Genomic DNA, 18,945 nt, shown 5'->3' on the forward strand with positions numbered 1-18,945 from the left:
TCTTTTCTTTTTTCAAGATATTCCGAGGGCTTTCTCTGTTTCTAATATATCCAGTGTGGTTTTGATCACAGTGTCGGAATTCAGAGATATGCTGGTGATACCGCATTCTACTAAGAAACGGGCAAATTCAGGATAATCACTAGGAGCCTGGCCACAGATACCGATTTTTTTACCCATTTTGTTTGCTTTAGTGATAGCTTCTTTTACAAGTATAAGAACTGCCGGATCTCGTTCGTCAAATAAGTGGGTAATTAGGTAAGAATCTCGGTCTAGACCTAAGGTCAACTGGGTAAGATCGTTGGATCCTATTGAAAACCCGTCAAAAATCTTTCCAAATTCTTCGATAAGAATAACATTACTGGGAATCTCCACCATCATGTAAATTTCTAAACCTTTTTCACCCTGCACGAGGCCATTTTTTGCCATTATGTCGATTACCTTTTTCCCCTCTTCTACAGTTCGACAAAAGGGGATCATGAGTTTTACATTTGTGAGCCCCATCTCTTCCCGGACCTTCTTCATCGCTGCGCATTCGAGAACAAATGCGTCTCGGTATCGTTCGTCGTAGTAACGGGAGGCCCCTCTAAATCCGATCATGGGATTTTCTTCCTGAGGTTCGAAATACGAACCACCTATCAAATTTGCGTACTCGTTACTTTTAAAATCGCTCATGCGTACAATCACATCGTTGGGCCAGAATGCCGCAGCTATTTTAGCTACACCTTGAGCAAGTCTGTCCACAAAGAAATCAGCTTTGTTCGCATAACCATATGTAAGTTCCTCGATTTTTTGCCTGATTTCTGGATCAGTGACTCTGTCAAATTGAATAAGGGCCATGGGGTGTACGCTTATATGCTGGTTTATGATAAATTCAAGACGGGCTAATCCTACACCGTCATTGGGAATGGAGGCTAGGTTGAAGGCGATCTCTGGGTTACCCACATTCATCATGATTTTTGTTTTGGGTCTTTCTAGATTCTTTGCATTGATCCTCTGAATTTCGTATTTCAATATCCCTTCGTAAACATAACCTATTTCACCTTCTGCACATGACACAGTGACCTCTTTTACATTCTGTAGGACTGAGGTGGCATTTTCTGTTCCCACAATACATGGGACACCGAGTTCGCGGCTCACGATTGCGGCGTGACACGTTCTTCCTCCTTTGTTTGTCACAATGGCCGCTGCCATTTTCATAATGGGTTCCCAGTCAGGGTCTGTCATGTCCGTGACAAGTACTTCACCTTTTTTAAATCTTTTAATTTCAGAGACATCTTCAATGACATTGACTGGTCCAGCACCTATCTTTGTACCCACAGCTGTTCCTGTGACAAGGGGTGGTTTTTTCTCAAGTAGCACGTAAGTTTCTAATATACTGCCATCCTTTTGTGACTGAACTGTTTCGGGCCGAGCTTGCAGGATGAACAGTTCTCCAGTTCTTCCATCCTTTCCCCATTCTATGTCCATTGGTTTGAAGTAACCCGCTTTGCTAGAGTAGTGTTCTTCAATTATCACTGCCCAGTGGGCTAAGTTTAGTATTTCATCATCAGTTAGACAGAAACGACGACGATCTTCAATAGGAGTTTCTACAAGAACGGTAGCTTCCCCTTCTTGGTGGGTCTCGGCATAAACCAGTTTTCTTTCTTTTGTCCCCAGTTTTTTCTGAATTATAGGTCGAAATCCCTGTTTTAGGGTAGGTTTGAACACGTAGAACTCATCAGGATTAACGTTTCCCTGAACTACAGTTTCGCCCAGACCCCACGAACCTGTGATCAATATCGCATCTCTGAATCCCGATTCTGTGTCGATAGTGAAAATAACCCCCGAGGCACCGAGGTCTGACCTCACCATCTTTTGAACACCTATGGACAGGGCCACGGAGAGATGATCGAATCCCTTGTCGACCCTATAAGATATCGCCCGATCCGTAAAGAGGGAAGCAAAGCAACGTTTACATGCGTCTAAAAGGTCTTTCTCTCCCCTGACATTAAGATAAGTCTCCTGTTGACCAGCAAAACTGGCGTCAGGAAGATCCTCAGCTGTTGCTGAACTTCTCACGGCAACGTCGGTATTCTCCCCATATCTGGCACAGAGTTCTCGGTAGGCATCGACAATAGCTTCTCTCAAATCATTGGGCAATTCGGTTCCGTATATGAGGTCTCTTATCTTTTTACCGCGTTCTTTTAGGTTTTCTATATCGTGGGTATCGAGATCAGCGAGAATCTCTTTTATTTTTTCAGTGAGACCTGCGGACTGAAGAAGGTAGCGGTAAGCATGGGCCGTTATGGCATAACCATCAGGTATATTTACCCCTTTTGGCCCCAGTTCCCGTTTCATCTCCCCCAAGGAGGCATTTTTACCTCCCACCTGAGGTAGATCACTCATCTGAACTTCATCGAACCATAGTATAAATTTATTCTCTGACATTTTACTGTCCTCCTGGTTTATGGAGAAATTACCCTCAATTGAGATTTTGTCCATAACAATTTTGCTCTGGGGTGTCAATCACAAGGTATGTTAGAATAAGAACAAAAAAAACTGGAGACTGTAGTCTCCAGTTTTTCCAATTTTTTTTAGTTAGTTACTTTTCCTCTTCTTCCTCATCGTCGTAAAAAGGACCTTCTCCTTCCGCTCCTTCAGGCACCGGAGTTTCTATTGAGCGGGTAATTCCTCGGGCGAGAAGTGCTGCAATACCGAAAAGGATGACTATAGATATGATGAGAATAACAATTATAGTTGTAGTCCAGGCTCTGCTCTCCTTTTCGATATTTTTGGCAGTTTGAATTGCGAGTTCGTTGAATTTGTCCACATCCACACCCATTGCGATCCATCCAAAGCCAGCTGGGGGAGGGTAATCCGCTGTGAAGAATTTAATGGGTGCATACGCGACAAATTTCGTGTGCCCTGCGAATTTGTACATTTTAATACCCGCTTTTCCTGATAAGGCATCACTGGCTACCTGTGGGATATTCGGGTCAAGATAACCCATCAGCTTCAGGTTTAGAACTTCCATCCCCTTTTTGGTAAGCTCTTCCTGGTTTTCCTTTGTCAAAGGTGGCACAGGTGTCCCATCTTTAAGCAAACCTCGAATGTGAAAATCGTTGGGGTGAGATATCATGAACCCCTCACTGTCTACCATGTAGGCGTAATTACCTGTTGATGCATCAGCCTCAAAAACTGGCGTTGATGATGTCGGTACGATGTGATCCGTGAATGCAGCTAAGTGGCGATAATCTAATGCAAGTTGTACTACACCCTGAAACCCTTCACGACCATAAATAGGTGTGGCAAATCGAATGACGCCTGAGAACCTTTTGCCTTTCTCGAATTCACCTCGGGTAACATACCATCCTGTTACGGGAGAAACATAAACCTCACCTTTGTTTAGATTTTTGGCTTTAGCGAAGTACGTTTCCGATTTATATGTTGTATTTGCGGGATTGCTTACATTTACAAGTTTTGATGTAGGAACAATCTGGCCATTCACAATTTTGATCATCTCGTTTCCATTTTTGTCAATCAGCGACATCTCAGTGTAAAGGGGAATGGAGACCTGTTTTAGCTTCCCGTCTTCTTTAACCCAGATATGCCGGCGATTCTCCTGGACAAATTTTTGAAACGCGGAGTCTGTAGCCGGAATAATGGTAGCAATCAACAGATCCTTTTTACGTTCGTTGAGGAAATTGGCAACTTCATCCGCAAGATTAATGGCGCGTATTTTGATTTCCTCCTGTGCTTTCTGATCCAAAACTGTAACAGCCTTTTCTCGTACAGCCACTCCCAATTTGAAGATACCGTTTGCAATAAGTATAGCAACTAGTGATAAGGGGATCACAATGAGGAGGAAGAATACGCGAGCAACCGTGAAAATCTGCCTTTCTTTTTTAGTTTTTGTCATGCCATTTCCCCCTAACTATATTCTTTTAGATTAACCGCTTAATTAAGCGTATACCACTCACGACTTAGCCAAGAAAATACTTCATGTAGGGGTTGGCATAAAGTAGAATTAGAGCGACGACAAGTGCGTAAATGGCAATTGATTCGGCCATAGCCATTCCGACGAGCATTACGGTCATGATCTTTCCCTGTACCCCAGGATTGCGGCCTACAGCCTGACAGGCTCCACTAGCAGCATTTCCAATCCCCAGACCTGCACCAACAGCACCAACACCTATGGCAAATCCGGCGCCAATCATTGCACCAATGGCGAAAAGCACTTTAGCATAAGACTCTCCCGCAACTGGTAATGCCTCTCCTGCGGCGTAAACGAGTGGAGAAGCTAGCATAGAAGCCATAGCGGCAAATAGTGTGGTAAAGAATGTTCTCCCAACCTTCCTAAGCATCTCTCAAATCTCCTTTCTTTAATTTTTTTATTGAGCTCTAAGTTGTGCCTTTCTCCGTTAACATAAAATGTAGGATGGAGAAAGGGAAATGTTAAGTAAACCGAGTGTCAGATGACAGCAATACTTGTGCCAATGAAACGTATCATCCTCAAGATACACTTATGATACGGTAGATATTAACAAAAATGAAGAGCATGTGTGTGGGGTGGGTTTCTTTACGATTGAAAATTTTTTTAAAGGGGGATTTATTTATTGAACAAAAGTTGGAATGATTTTCTACATGGTGGTTTCTCCTTGAAAAAAGGCTAAGGGATTTGTAGTATTTTCTTACAGTTTCTCGGAAGGAGTTTTTAGTGCAGGAAATTTTAACAGCTGTTACGTATCTTGTGGTTTGGCTTGTTTGTCAGAAGGTAATAGGAATTGAAAGTGGTCTTACGAAGCTAATGATATCCCTTACTGCAGCAGTAGGTGTATATGTTTTTATTGCTTGGATAACGTATCGCCGTAACAAAGGGGGGAGGATGTCCGATGATTGAAAATCCTCTGATAGTCAAGAGTGTTATTGAGGGTCTTCCAATACCCACTTTTGTGATTGGCAAAGATCATAGGGTAATTTTCTGGAACAGGGCATGTGAGGAACTAACAGGTTTTCATGCACGAGACATAATAGGAACGGATCATCATTACATGCCATTTTATGAGAGTAAAAGGCCCCTTATTGCGGATCTTATAGTTGACCAGGATTTTAAGGCTCTAGAGAGGTATTACGGCACCAAACAAGGGAGGCCTTCTGATATAGTGAAAGGTGCGTATGAGGCGAGGGATTTCTTCTTGAACTTAGGTGGAAGGAGTCGCCATCTCTATTTTCTCGCCGCTCCTATATACGATGAAAAAGGAGAGATAATAGGAGCAATTGAAACACTTCAGGATGTAACCAAGGAACGAGAGCTGGAACTAAGCCTTAAGGAATACGCCAGCAATCTACAGAAGGAGCTAGAAAGGAACATCACACTGCAGAAAACCCTTGAAGGGGTTATAGAAGGGAGTCCGATTCCAGCTTTTGTTATTAATAAGAGTCACAGAATAATATTCTGGAACAAGGCCTGTGAGGAACTTACGGGTTATTCAGCGAAGGAGATGTTGGGTACCGATCTGCAGTATAAGCCTTTCTATGGAGAGAAGAGGCCTGTTATAGCTGATCTCATTGTTGATAGCGATTTTGAGGCTCTTGACAAATACTACGGAAAGAAAAAGGTTCAGCGTTCGGCGATCATACCGGGGGCTTATGAGGCCTGGGATTACTATGAAAATCTTGGGGGAAAAAGTCGTCATCTCTATTTTCTCGCCGCTCCGATATATGACGAGGCGGGAGACATAATTGCGGCAATAGAGACACTACAGGACATCACAAGACAGCGTGAATTGGAGCAGCGTCTGATGGAATATGCTGAAAGTCTTCAAAACGAGCTTACAGAAAACATAAATCTCCGCAAAGAAATAGAGGGACTTTACCACTACATCCAGTCAATACTTGATAGTTCACCTGATACACTCTTCGAATTGAATGAGGATGGGATCATCACGTATGTTAGTAGAGGCAGAGAGAACGGGACGGGTCCAGAGGGAATAGTGGGAAAGCATTTTTCTGAATATGCACCCAAACACAAGAATTTTTTAATGGCACGCTGGGAGGAGATAAAGAAGGGAAACTACAAACCCTATGAAATAGAGAGTACGGATCGTACCGGTCAGAAAAGAACCTATCTTCTAACGCCTAGACCCGTGAAGGGTCGGAACCGCTATGTTATAGCTCAGCGTGATATAACAGAATTCAAAGAATTGGAGCGGAAGGTTTATGAAGCTGAGAAACTTGCTGCTATAGGTCAGCTTTCTGCAGGAATTGCTCATGAGATTCGCAACCCTCTTTCATCAATTAAAATGAGCCTCCAGATACTGGAGAAGAGATTGAGGCCCACGGGCAATGATTTAAAGAGGTTTCAAATTGCCCTCAGAGAAGTCGAACATTTGGAGAACCTAGTTAATGATGTGCTTATCTACGCGAGACCTGGGGATCCCAAGAAACGCCCCTCAGATATACGGCGGATAGTGGAAAACGCTCTCGAGATGGTAGAAAAGGCTATTTTGGACAAAGAGATTAGTGTGGTCAAGGAGATTCCAGAGGGTTTACCACCGGTTGATGTTGATGATGCGATGATGCAGCGGGCGTTTCTTAATATAATGCGCAATGCCATTGAGGCTATGGAAAATAGAGGGATATTGTTAATAAAGGCGACGTTGAGGGATGATAAGTCACTACAAGTGGAGTTCCACGATACTGGTTGTGGAATCTCTGAAGAGGATTTGACCCATGTTTTCAATCCATTCTTCACAAAGAAGCGTTATGGAACTGGTCTGGGGATGGCTCATGTGAAGCGAATTATAGATCTTCACGAGGGTAATATTGATATAAGGAGCAAGTTGGGTGAGGGGACATGTGTGATGGTAACGTTGAAGACGGCGGATAAATAGATCACCCTTTAGGAACGAAGTATGGCTAAGATTCTCATAATTGACGATGATAAATCGATTGCCGAGACCTTGGAACTCTATCTTACCGAGGAAGGGCATGAGGTGTATGCCGCTTATACAGGAACGGATGGTTTGAATGCCTTTGTTCAACATAATCCAGACATTGTTATTCTGGATATTCGTTTGCCTGATATAGATGGATTTACAGTGTTAGAGGACCTTAAAGAAGAGGAAGAGAATGTTAAGGTAATAATGATCACTGCTTTCCACGATATGGAAACGACAATCCGAGCTATGAAAAGCGGTGCGTTCGACTACATCCATAAGCCTATAAATATAGATGAACTGGAAGTGGCTATTGATAAGGCGCTTAAAAGTTTGGAGATGGAGAGAAAAATTAGGGGGCTTTTGAATGAACCATCTCGCAGTTTTAAAGTGGGAGATATGATTGGTAATACCAGGGAGATGAAAGAGATATTTAAAACGATAGGTGTTATATCTCAAAATAGGGCTACCGTGCTTATTGAAGGCGAAAGTGGTACAGGTAAAGAACTCATCGCAAAAGTGATCCATTACAACACTTCACCTGATGAACCGTTTATAGCGGTTAATTGTTCTGCTATAGTGGAGACCCTTCTGGAATCAGAACTCTTCGGTCATGAGAAGGGTTCTTTCACAGGTGCAATAACTCGCAAGTTGGGTAAATTCGAGCTCGCTCGTTACGGGACGGTTTTTCTGGACGAGATAAGTGAAATGTCCTTAAATTTACAAGCTAAACTTCTTAGGGTTCTCCAGGAGATGGAATTCGAGAGGGTGGGTGGTAAGGATAGAATAAAGGTTCATGCTCGTATAATTGCTGCAACCAATAAAGATCTAAAGCAGCTTGTTAAGGAGGGAAAGTTCAGAGACGATTTGTATTACCGGTTGAATATTGTCACCATAAAAATTCCTCCTCTAAGAGAGCGTCGGGAAGATATACCTCTACTCGTTGATTATCTGATTGCTAAGATAAACAGGGATCTTCACAAGCGGATAATAGGTGTTTCCGATGAAATGATGGATATATTTATGAAATATCACTGGCCGGGAAACGTTCGTGAATTGGAGAATCTTTTGGTTAGGGCTGCTGTGGTGGCAAAGGGACAGGTTTTAGTACGGGAGGATTTTCCCGAGTTACCTCTGGAAACAAAAGGAGAAACAACTCGTAAGGTTGAGGAGGATATATTCGAGGAACCTGGAAAATTGCTGACACTCGAGGAGGTGGAGGAAAGGTACATAAGGAAGATAATTAAAGAGCACCCTGACAAGAATAAGGGGGAAATATGTGAGATTTTAGGTATCTCGCGGCCAACGCTGGAGAGGAAATTGGAAAAGTACGGAATTGAGATTCCCTGAAGAATGTGTTTTTTCCATGGTTCGTGCATCTTTCATTAAATCGGCGGTTAAAAGTGAGGATTATCCAAAGAATAACTTACCTGAAGTAGCTTTTGCGGGACGTTCCAATGTAGGCAAATCTTCGCTCATAAATTCGCTTCTCGGGCAAAAAAATCTCGCACATATAAGCTCCACACCTGGTTGTACGAGGGCGATCAACTTTTTCCTCGTAGAGAATCGATGGGTTTTCGTTGACCTACCTGGGTACGGTTACGCTAGAGTCGCTGCTAAAATTCGCAGTGAATGGGGTCCAATGGTGGAAACCTATTTAAAAACCCGCGATAATCTACGGCTCGTTGTTCTTCTCGTAGATATTCGTCGCAACCCGGAGAAGGAGGAATTTGATCTCATTGAGTGGTTAAAGATGTACAGTCGCCCCTTTATAGTGGTTTTGACTAAAGCCGATAAAGTGACGAGGATGGAGGTGGAGCGGAGGCAAAGGGAGATTGCAAGTATCCTCAGTGATCTTGGTAATGGTAAGTTGTTTGTTTACTCTTCACGAACGGGAGAGGGTAAGAAAAAAATTGTTCAGGCGATCAACCAGCATTTAAAATAAAGGAGGGGAATGTGACCGATAGAAAATTGCTTTCCCAAAAACCCATACCTCCAGGTGAACGGCTTATAGTGGCTTTGGATGTGCCATCGGCGGAGGATGCTAAGTCTTTAGTTGAATATCTGGGTGAGAATGTACATTTTTACAAACTGGGTCTCGAATTATTCATGGCGGGTGGATATTTCGAACTACTTAAATGGATAAAAGATAGGGGAAAGAAAGTTTTTGTGGATCTCAAATTCTTCGATGTGCCCCAAACGGTAAGATCGGCGGTGGCGCGCCTTCGGGGGAGAGGAGTGTATTTCACCACAGTTCACGGAAACGATGGGATTCTTAAGGCGGCTGTGGAGGAAGCCGAGGGGGAAATCCACATACTTGCCGTTACAGTGCTCACCAGTTTGGATGAAGGTGACATAAGAGATTTAGGTTTTGATTGCTCTGTGGAAGATCTGGTTTTATCGAGGGCGAGGAGAGCAATTGAGATAGGATGCGCGGGTGTGATTTCCTCGGGTTTGGAGGTTAGGCGTTTGAGGCAGGAGTTGGGAGAGGGTTTTGTGGTTGTTACCCCGGGTATCCGCCCAGTTAAAAACGTAGATGACCAGAAACGGACAGTGGATGTCCGCGAGGCCTTTCTAAACGGTGCGGACTACATTGTTGTGGGTAGGCCTATTCGGGAAGCTCCTGACCCACGAGAAGCTGTAATTTCCATTCAAAAAACTATAAAGGAACTGTTCTGCGGGAAATTGTAAGAGAATTTATTTACGCATTAAGTAACGTCTTATGTAACCAAACGTTTCCTCCAAACCAACCTTCCATTTTCCCTCTTCCTTATAGAGTTTTAGATTGGCGGGGTGTTCTGACTTGTGATAGAGGATATCCACCTCTGCGTAGTCTTTTTTGATCTTATTGATTTTCCAAGTGCTCTGCACGAGGACCATATCTGGGTTGAATGCGTTTAGAAATCCATTCCAGTAAGCTTTTGCTAGTGGGCCACCTTTGGCAAAATCATCCTCCGTTTCCTCTTCCTTCAGGTAAATTTTATCCTTGGCTGCGAATGAGATAACACTTTTTACAATCTCACTTTTAGATTTTGCTGTTAGCCCCTCCCAGACAACTACATACTTTTTTTCCTTCATGGCGGTGAAGAACTTTTCCACTGTCTCGTAAAGTATATTTTCCTCGGATACGTCGGGGTATGAGGTTGGAATATTTTGGTTGCCTGTGCAGTGTGTAATAAGCAAAACGGATAAAAAACAGAGATATGCTCTATAACTAAGGTTAGGTAATCGATACATAAACAGTTAGAAGAACCCCTTTCGCCAGAAAGTGGCAAAGAGGTTCTTTTTCGACTGTTGGTTAAATTTTAATGGTGTGCTGTAGAAGTTCCCGAACTTGACGCTTCTGCAACTGTCGCAATTACTGCCGCAGCTGCCACTGTAGCCACAGCAATTGTACCAATGCTTATACCCGCAATAGTTGCAGTTCCTGCTGCTGCTCCAGCACCTGCAGCTGCTGCTCCCGCGCCCACAGCTGCTCCTGCACCCGTTCCAGCACCTGCTGCTGCTCCTGCACCTACCTGTGCCTGAGCAAATACTCCAGTAGATAAGAGCATTCCGATGAGGGTGAGTACACTGATCACTGCAATTTTTTTACTGTACAGCTTACGCATCATTGAGTAAATCCCTCCTTCCCATCAAGGTACTTTATTTTTAGCATGCCAAATTTTTTTGTCAATGTTTTTTAGTCCAGACCCTGTTTTTTTGTTATGAGATCCTTTTCGAGGTAAACTTTTGTGTTCCGCTGAACTATGTCAAATAAGTCATGAAAGTGTATTATGTCCTGGGCTACATCCCTGGTCCAGGGTGAGAATTTGAAATCGTAAGATGTTTTGGAATCGGAGCCTTTGAATAAACGAAGGGGTATGACGATACCTATACCTTTGTCGTGGTAACCCCTATTGAACTTATCTGTAAATAGGGAGGTGTCTGTTATACTGTACCAAATGCTTAAAATAATACCATTTATAAACTTAGAGACAGAAAACACCACGCCTCTATCTCCTGCAAGAAACTGTCCTGCTTTTATATCAAGAGAACTCTCAAGTTCGGGTACGTTTAGCCTCGTTTTCAGAAATGCTGTGTTGTACCATGATTTGTAGTCTTCTTTTTTGTAAGAGAAGACGCTATCAGGTTCTCTTTTCTTAACACAGGTGGTGTTAAGTCCAACAAGGAGACGTCCATTTAGGAATGGTCGCATCGCCTCTACATCAACCCCACCGTACTGCAGTTCCAGGTAGCCTGCTGATATCCTACCGTAGATCTCCATTGGAAATTTCTCCATTTTCTCTAACATCAATAATCCCATGTTGAGTTTCTCCTTCTTGTACAGCCATAGGTCTGAGCGCACCGCCTGTGGCATAGGAGGGTTGGCAGATGAGATGTTGTTGAGAGGATAGCCCTCTAAACCGGCTATTATTGATGTACCTCTTCGAGGATTAATACTTATCCAGCCTAGTGCACCGAGACGGTATTTAAAAAAACCCGACGGGTCGTTGAGCAAAGTCTGGAATGACGGTTTAATTCCCCAATCCCACCATTTTGGATTTGTTTTCTTCGCCTCGAGGTTTTTGTGGATGGTTGTATCAATGTGGGAAAGGTAGAGGAATTCCCCCGTAGTTAAATGCTCCTGTATGTACTCTTTCAGATCGTATAGGGTGGTTTCGAATTTCACTATTGGGATATCGTTATCGGAGAGAATTAGGTGTATCTGTTTAACGGTGGTGTCTTCTTTTAATACTTCGTGTATTGCTCGAAGTGCCATGCCAATTGCCCGAGGAGTGTAGTAGTACTTGTCGTTCTGTGTTTCAATCCAGAGATCACTTCCGTCGATGATAATGCTGATGCCGCTGAACCCCGATTTTTCCAGGGCTTCCACTATTCTGTACTTGAGGGGCATATGGCGTGCTTGAGGTCTTTCTTTGTAAGGAACATCGTAGAGGGGGACCATAGGCGGACCCAATTCAAAGTTTACTGATACGTTTACGCCGAACTGTTCACCTCGCTGATAAGAAAAATCTGTTTCCAACCATTGCCAGGGTTTAACACGTATGCCGAAGTTGAATGGCGATGGTACAGGTTTGGGAAAATGTATCTTCTGTCCCGGGTCCTGTGTTTGTTTTTCATATCTTATAGGACTGTATTCAGCCATCAAAATGAGCCACGGGGTTAAAGCGAATTGAATGCCACCGAAGAACTGGCTATCGGATATAAATTCCCGAGGATTTTGGATTATTTCCATTTTGATCGTTTCTCCTGAGGGTGAAAGGGGTTTTTTGCCGAAGCGACCATTGCCAAAACCTAGTGTAAAATCGAGAGGATAGATCTGTTTCGATGCAACGACATACTGGGCTGAGAATATACGGGTTCCATGAGGATCCATGATACCTACAGCGATCGCGGGTAGATATTTTTTCTCACGTAACAGGCGAAACTTGATGTCCGCCACCTTGTCTTTGTAGTTGCCATAATTTCTCCATGTGGGATCACCAGGGTTGACGGGAACGTCGAGGATTTCCGTGAATCTTCCGTCTATTTCTATTCCCTTTAGAGGACTGAAGGCACCGTAGAAGTTTCTGTAAGGAGGAATGTGAGTAAATCCTAAACGAGCGTGATTTTCCTCAAGAAAACGGGCCGTGGGAGTTTCCATAATGCCAGTTCCACCGTAGTTTGCTGGTGTTATAAACTCTGTATCCTTTGCTTTTACTGGTGAGCCAATGATGTTGCACGCTATAAGAAAAAAAAATGCGACTACGAACCTCTTTATGTCTCCAGCAAGCAAATCACCCCTCATCTCCAGTCTCGCAGGAAAGGGTTTTACTGGAGTCCATTGGCTTCTCTATATGCGGCCACAAATCTGTCAACTAGAACGAAAGCATCATGCTGGATGTGGTGAATGTTGCCAATATTTGCCAGTCCAGTTACGTTTAGACTCCACGTTGTCACAGCGGTTTGCAATTTGGGATTGGCGGTAAGAAAGGCGAGTTGTCTCAATTCGAGTTTGATGTCGTAGGCGTACCAGTATTTTTCTGTTTCGTGGGTGTTAATGTTTAGGTAAAGAAACGGGCGCCCTGGTATTTTAAGCCATTCATCCCCTTCCAAGACCTTAATTCCTGCTTGATTCAGTCGATTTGTTATACGCCTTTTGAGAAATTCCTCTGATATGCCGGCCTTTTTTGCATATTTTTGTATGTTTGGTTGTAGGTCTTCTATGAATAGGGCCACACTCTTAATGTTTTGGAGTGTCTTTCTGCTTAAGGGCGTATCATCACTCTGACCGGCTTCAGGTGTTAGGTAAAAAATTAGAACAAGTATAACAGCAGTTACGATTTTATTCCTCTTGCTCATTTTTTTCCCTGCCATTTCTAAATACTCAGAACAGTTTTATAATCGTTGCGGCGGTAACAGCGGTGTTCATAAGTATTTGGGTTATGTCTCTAATTTCTCTAAGCCAGGCGATTGTTGTTATTTTTTCGGGAACTACGATGACGTCCCCAGGTTCAATTTGAGGGAACCTCTCTCTTCCAAAAGCAGTGAATTCCCAACGTTCTTTCCCTTCATCCCAGCTTATGATAGTGTCTTTAAGTTTGCGGGCGCTTCCATCAACCTTCAGTACAAATACGTTGTCTTCGTCGGCAAAAGTGGAGAATCCCCCCGAGGCCTTAATGTAGTCGATATAAGACCACCGGCTGTTATAAACGTGGGTACCTTCAGACATGACAGCACCAATTACATTGACCACACTACTCTTCTGGGGAATGTAGAGCGTATCCCCGTCTTCCAGTTCGATGTCGTAGATGCTTCCCTTGAGCAAACGTGGATGGGCAAGGTGGATGGTCATTCTTCCTGTTGCTTTAAGTGACCTCATGTGATCGATCAGGCGTTGCTTCATTTGCATTTCCTGTGATTTTGCCTGGGCTTCTTCCGCTGTCAGTGAAGAAGCTATATACGTTGACGCCCCCGCTAGAAGTTCCCTTTCCATTCTCTTCGTCATATCTTCCAGGCTCTTCTGCTGTAGCTTGCGGACAGATTCCCGGGTAAAGTAAGCAGCCCTCAGATATGCCGTGGGAAGGTACCCTCCTGCCCTCTCGATGACTGAGGATAGACGCTCACCTTTTTGGATTGCGTATTTGCCCGGGAATCGGAACTCTCCCATAAGTGTCACGTACATGGTGGGACCCCAGTTGGGTATACGTTTTACTAACAGATAGTCCCGGGGTTTCAGAAGGACGTTGTGCTCCGGGTCACCTGATAGGGCTTTCCGCAGGTTTATTACACGTCTTTCTGTGCGCATGGTATTTTGTTCGTCTATGAACGAAGAGAAAAGCTCAGCTTCGTCGAGGTAAGCAGATTCCAGAGTATTCCCTGCCTTGAATACTAGGTCTTTTACATACATATTTTCTGTGTATTGGTACTTTCCCGGTTTTGTAACTTCTCCATCGATTGTTACGAATTTATGTACTTCGTGTTCATAGATGGAGTGAATGGTTATCTTGTCCTCCTTTTCAAGAGGTATGTTGTGTTCTGGATCACCGGCCAAAGCTTTTTCTACGCTGAAGAAAAGTGTGTGGAGTTTTCCCGATGCATCCTTTCTTACTATTTGTGCCTTTTTGAGATAAGCCTCATTCGTAAGACCGCCGGATGCAAGAATGGCATCTCTCACCCGCATGTTATCCTCGAGCTTCAAACGGCAGGAGGGTCTCATCAAATTCTCGAATTCCAAAATCTTCGTTGCGTAGCTGCTCTCACCCGCGTTTTGTAGGGCAATTCTTAGTTGAAGTAATTTACCCGCGGGGGGCACCTTACCAGCATTAATTGTGGAATTTATTTCCCCTACCATTGCTGCGAGATCATTCATACCCCGGTTGGAGAGGTCCTTTTCCATTGACTGAAAGTAAAGTTGGGCGTTTTTTAGGGTTGTAAGAAATCCCGGAGTGCGGTTTTCAAGAACGTCACTACTCTCAGCATGACATTCTCCCCGTATTTCCCCTTCGACGGTAACATATGGTTTTTCCTCAAAGAACCATTTACTGAAAACATAGATCTCATCTTGAGGCATTAGTTCTATGTTGTGATTTTCATCTTTCGAAAAAAGAAGTGCTTTCAGATTAACAGGGACTAAAGTAGAATTCATTAGTGGTGGTTCTAATCGCTTTATCAGAGCGTAATCTAGATATGTTTCTGGCAGTAGTTCCTCAATTTTTACTACATCTCCGATTTTCATCCCTTTTTTGTATTCGTATTTCCCTGGACGTTTAACGTTGCCGTTCAAAGTAACTATGTTAACGTCCATCTCTACAATGGGGAATACTTTTACGAGATCTCCATCCTGAAGTATAAAATTTTTGGCCTTTTCGAGGTTTTTGTCGTCAATGTCTACTACTATCTGTTTTTCGTTTTTGACGATGCGTTCAACCTGGATCTGCCTTGTGTAAGCTGAAGGTATTATTCCCCCAGCGATATCGACTAGGTACTTTAAGTCGTGCTGCGTGGATAGTTCGTATATGGCTGGTCTTTTGACATGGCCGGCAATACCGACCAGTGGTCCTGTTACGGGAACAAAGATCACATCCCCTGCCATGAGTGTTACGTCCTTTGATTTGTCTCCTCTGAGGAAAAGGTCGTAGAGGTCAAGAGTTGTAATAGTTTCCCCTTTCCTTCGGAGTTGTATTTTGCGCATTGAACCGATCTCTGTGGGTCCGCCTGCCAAGAGGAGAGCGTCTGTGATCGTTGCAAAGGAACCGATTGTATAAGCACCCGGTCGTCTAACATCACCGAGAACGAATATGGGTATTGTTTTGAGGGCACCCAGTGTTACATCAACATTTGTACCAACGATCTGTTCGGCTTGCTTTATGATCTGTTTGGACATCTCTTCGAAGGTCATTCCAGCCACGTAGAGTGGCCCAATTTGAGGAATGGTAATCTTCCCATCCCTGTCTACAATCAAGTTGTACTGAGCGTTTACACGGCCCCAAAGGAGTAATCTTACTTCATCTCCTGGCCCAATAACGTATTTCAGTGGTACCGGTATGTCAGAACGATCTGTCACAAGGCGAACTGCTGCCGTTTTGAAGAATTCGTAACCGAATGGTTTGAGGTTAAGTGGGATGTTCTGGTACTTTCCGATTTTTCGGAACCGGGTAAAAAGGGATTCTTCCTCTTGGACCGCGCCTTTATATTCTAGCATCTCTTTGCCCTTTGTAACTTCTTCCGGGGTAATCCCTTTGTATTCTGGACGTTTTTTAAGGGCTTCAATGGCTTCAGGTGTGAGTTTTTCTCCCTTTTTCTGTAATTCCCCCGATTTCTGAATTTCATCAAGTCCCAAGGTTTGCCTTTGCTCGGGGGTCAATTGCTGGTAAATATCTTTCAATTGTGTGGAAGGGGGCAACTGAGGCGGAGATACGGGTTCGGTTACTCTGGATGACCCATCCTGAATGCTTTTCACTGTTATGGAGGGCTGTTGGGCAAAAATACTTCCTGCCCACATGATAACAAGGATAAGCAGAAATTTCATAAAGTGTTTCATGGGACCCCACCTGATTGTAAAGTTTGTACCCTCTTTTTTGTATTTTCGATGTAATTTAGAAGGAAAGCTAAAAATATACCTACGAATAGGGAACTCACGAAAGCAACACTTACCATTAATAACCTTTTGGGTTTAATTTTCAAATCGGGGATCTTTGGCGGATCCACCAGCTTAAAGGCGAAGTTTTCCTTGACTTCGGCCATCATGGAAAGCTCAATCTGTTGTGCTATGAGTGCATAAGTTTTTTGTTTTATAAGGGGATCTGAGGTGGTTGCCAATTGTTCTTCCAGATATTTCTTGTTCGTGGTTGCCACCCTTTTTGCTTCGCTGCTCATATGGTCAGTTAGTGTCCTTAGTAGATACTCAACTATATGTGCTGCCATTTCTGGGTCTTTAAACTCCGCCGATACGGTTATGGTTCCTTCCTTCGGTGATTGTGTAATTTTAATTATCTTTTCGAGTGCCCGAAGTCCATCCCATGTGTCTGGTACGTGAGGATCTTTTTTGACTACGGTCGGGGGTGGGGGATTTATTAACTTATTTATGTAAGGCAGGGGGTTTATTGAAGCACTCCTTTTTTTCTTCCACGTATTCTTTTTTTCATCCCATTGATCTGAAAATAATACTGGTAGAAGGTTGAACTGGGTAATCATCTTTTCCCGGAGGACGTTGGATTTAAGGAGGGCCATTATTTCTGCAGCAGTCGCTGATCCTGGAAGGGAGATACCGGGTAGTGCACCAAATTGGGCCGCTATTAAAGCACTGACACCCGCGGAACTTCCCGTATCTTTAGTTATTGGAACGATTACAGCCTGTGCTCGGTATATGTTGGGCATAAAGAGGGATACAACAGCAGTTGATAAAACGGATATGAATACAATAATGGCTATCATTTTGCGGTACTTCCAGATAACAATCCACAATTCATAGAGATCTATTTCGTCCTCCGAGGGATAATGGGTTACTTCACCGGGTGCATGTGGGGATGGTCGATTTTCTGTCATTCTCCCTCCTCTTTTTCATGGGACTAGAATTCTTATAGTAAGACTCACCAAGTGTCAAGGAACTTCCTGGTACCTCATCTCGCACCGCGTGCGAAGATCACAACCCTTATTGTGCGCGCAATCACATGAAGGTCCAATAGAAAGGATAGGTTTTTAATGTAGTAGAGATCGTACTCCAGTTTGATCAGTGCATCTTCCAGCGTAACTCCGTGCCTGTAGTTCACCTGGGCCCACCCTGTTATACCGGGACGAACGGTGTGGCGAAGGTTAAAGTACGGTATCTTTTCGGAAAATGTTTGCACTTCCTCCTCCATAAGTGCTCGAGGACCGATTAGACTCATTTCTCCCTTTATCACGTTTATGAGTTGGGGTAACTCGTCAATGCGGAACAGTCTTAAAAACTTACCCACGCGGGTTATTCTGGGATCATCAGGTTGCCCGGCTAATTCACGTTGATACTCTTGCCCTACCTTCATGGAACGAAATTTGTAAAGCACAAAAGGTTTGCCTTGAAAGCCCACACGTCTCTGCCGGAACAATACGGGACCAGGGGATTCCAATTTTATGGCTGCGGTGATTATTGCTACGAATGGTAACGATGCTAGAAGTAGAATCGACGCAATTGCTTTATCCAAAAGCTTTTTGAAACGCCTGTTGTATAGGGTTCTCCGAACTCCTGTTATCCGGGAAAAAACAAACCAGCGGTCATCTATGTACCTCACAGGAATCCTCTGGAAATTTATTTCTGAAAAGATAGACGGTTCTAGGATATCTACCCCTGAGAGCTTAATCTGTGTGAGTTCCCTAGTAAATTGTGGAGATTTCTCGATGAAAGGTGATATGATAATAGCGTCTGGCTTGAGCTTCGCTGGTGTCCTCTTGAGATGATAAGTGTCTGAGTTTTCTGTGTTTCCCTTTCCAGTTGGTGGAGTATTATCCTTTTTATCGGTGAGTTCATCAAGAAAACCAAGAAAGTGAAAATCCTTCCTTTTTTTTATTTCTTCTGCAAGTTCTAGGCTATGTTTGTCTTTTCCTATTATGAGTACCCTTTTTGGCGCAAAGATTGAAGTTTTTTTGGTTCCAGTGATGATGAGCCTTGATAACAGACAGAGAACGAAAACCATTGAAGCCCATATTGTTAAAGTTACAGTGTCGTAAGGGCGCACGTTGAATATGTAAAATAGGGCAGCGGCTAAAAAAAAGGCAGCAGCATTTGCAATAACTATCCGTGAAAAAGTGGTAAATCTGCCAGTTGTTACGTCAATACTATACAATTCAAATACGTAAAAACTTGCAAGGTACAAAGTGAAGAGGACAAGTTCTGGGACTAGAAGGACATCTACATCTGGAACAACACCGAAACGCAGAAGAGGCGTTAGATAGAAAGATACTGTAATGCATAGTATATCCCATAAGAGCAGGAGAAATTTCCACTTTGGTATGCTTATTGGCATAGATTTTTAAAAGGGGTTTCTGATATAGGAAAACTTTGCGCCCC

At 43.5% G+C, this 18,945-nt stretch carries 15 protein-coding genes; 5 read left to right on the forward strand and 10 right to left on the reverse strand.

The annotated features are described in order from the left end of the window. Positions 1-12: 12 nt before the first annotated feature. From ppsA to atpE, 3 genes are all read right to left on the reverse strand, one after another. Complete coding sequence (gene ppsA, locus N2317_05570) at positions 13-2,427, reverse strand: phosphoenolpyruvate synthase (GenBank protein ID MCX7816957.1); 2,415 nt, start codon at positions 2,425-2,427, stop codon at positions 13-15. 154 nt (positions 2,428-2,581) lie between these two features. Further along, positions 2,582-3,898, reverse strand: a complete 1,317-nt coding sequence (locus tag N2317_05575) for a cache domain-containing protein (GenBank protein MCX7816958.1) — start codon at positions 3,896-3,898, stop codon at positions 2,582-2,584. Between the two features lie 64 nt (positions 3,899-3,962). After that, a complete protein-coding gene (gene atpE, locus N2317_05580) occupies positions 3,963-4,343 on the reverse strand; it encodes an ATP synthase F0 subunit C (protein MCX7816959.1) in 381 nt (126 codons plus the stop codon). 353 nt (positions 4,344-4,696) lie between these two features. Between atpE and N2317_05585 the strand changes: the two genes are divergently transcribed. The 5 genes from N2317_05585 to pyrF are packed head-to-tail and all read left to right on the forward strand — an operon-like array spanning position 4,697 to position 9,608. Beyond that, positions 4,697-4,879, forward strand: coding sequence for a hypothetical protein (locus N2317_05585; GenBank protein ID MCX7816960.1), 183 nt, complete (start codon positions 4,697-4,699; stop codon positions 4,877-4,879). Continuing rightward, entirely contained in the window at positions 4,872-6,872 is a 2,001-nt protein-coding gene (locus tag N2317_05590) for a PAS domain S-box protein (GenBank protein ID MCX7816961.1), read from the forward strand. The genes N2317_05585 and N2317_05590 overlap by 8 nt, the downstream gene beginning before the upstream one ends. Before the next feature lie 21 nt (positions 6,873-6,893). Further along, the gene (locus N2317_05595; GenBank protein MCX7816962.1) at positions 6,894-8,267 is read left to right on the forward strand and encodes a sigma-54 dependent transcriptional regulator; all 1,374 of its coding nucleotides are present in this window, start codon (positions 6,894-6,896) and stop codon (positions 8,265-8,267) included. Between the two features lie 16 nt (positions 8,268-8,283). Further along, positions 8,284-8,862, forward strand: coding sequence for a ribosome biogenesis GTP-binding protein YihA/YsxC (gene yihA, locus N2317_05600; protein MCX7816963.1), 579 nt, complete (start codon positions 8,284-8,286; stop codon positions 8,860-8,862). A gap of 11 nt (positions 8,863-8,873) precedes the next feature. Next, complete coding sequence (gene pyrF, locus N2317_05605) at positions 8,874-9,608, forward strand: orotidine-5'-phosphate decarboxylase (protein MCX7816964.1); 735 nt, start codon at positions 8,874-8,876, stop codon at positions 9,606-9,608. 6 nt (positions 9,609-9,614) lie between these two features. On the opposite strand, the gene N2317_05610 is transcribed toward pyrF, so the two are convergent. From N2317_05610 to N2317_05640, 7 genes are all read right to left on the reverse strand, one after another. Next, positions 9,615-10,154 (reverse strand): hypothetical protein, encoded by a 540-nt coding sequence (locus N2317_05610; protein ID MCX7816965.1) that lies wholly within the window; start codon positions 10,152-10,154, stop codon positions 9,615-9,617. Between the two features lie 68 nt (positions 10,155-10,222). Next, positions 10,223-10,531 carry a hypothetical protein gene (locus N2317_05615; protein ID MCX7816966.1) on the reverse strand — a complete coding sequence of 103 codons (309 nt, stop codon included), beginning with the start codon at positions 10,529-10,531 and terminating at the stop codon, positions 10,223-10,225. Positions 10,532-10,599: 68 nt separating this feature from the next. Beyond that, positions 10,600-12,708, reverse strand: coding sequence for a YjbH domain-containing protein (locus tag N2317_05620; GenBank protein ID MCX7816967.1), 2,109 nt, complete (start codon positions 12,706-12,708; stop codon positions 10,600-10,602). Between the two features lie 23 nt (positions 12,709-12,731). After that, positions 12,732-13,262 carry a hypothetical protein gene (locus tag N2317_05625; protein MCX7816968.1) on the reverse strand — a complete coding sequence of 177 codons (531 nt, stop codon included), beginning with the start codon at positions 13,260-13,262 and terminating at the stop codon, positions 12,732-12,734. 25 nt (positions 13,263-13,287) lie between these two features. Further along, complete coding sequence (locus tag N2317_05630; GenBank protein ID MCX7816969.1) at positions 13,288-16,443, reverse strand: SLBB domain-containing protein; 3,156 nt, start codon at positions 16,441-16,443, stop codon at positions 13,288-13,290. Next, positions 16,440-17,447 (reverse strand): Wzz/FepE/Etk N-terminal domain-containing protein, encoded by a 1,008-nt coding sequence (locus tag N2317_05635; GenBank protein MCX7816970.1) that lies wholly within the window; start codon positions 17,445-17,447, stop codon positions 16,440-16,442. The genes N2317_05630 and N2317_05635 overlap by 4 nt, the downstream gene beginning before the upstream one ends. A gap of 74 nt (positions 17,448-17,521) precedes the next feature. After that, positions 17,522-18,901: a sugar transferase gene (locus tag N2317_05640; protein ID MCX7816971.1), complete on the reverse strand. Its 1,380-nt coding sequence runs from the start codon at positions 18,899-18,901 to the stop codon at positions 17,522-17,524. Positions 18,902-18,945: the final 44 nt, after the last annotated feature.

This window comes from Syntrophales bacterium (genome assembly GCA_026417625.1).
Lineage (GTDB): Bacteria > Desulfobacterota > Syntrophia > Syntrophales > UBA8958 > JAOACW01.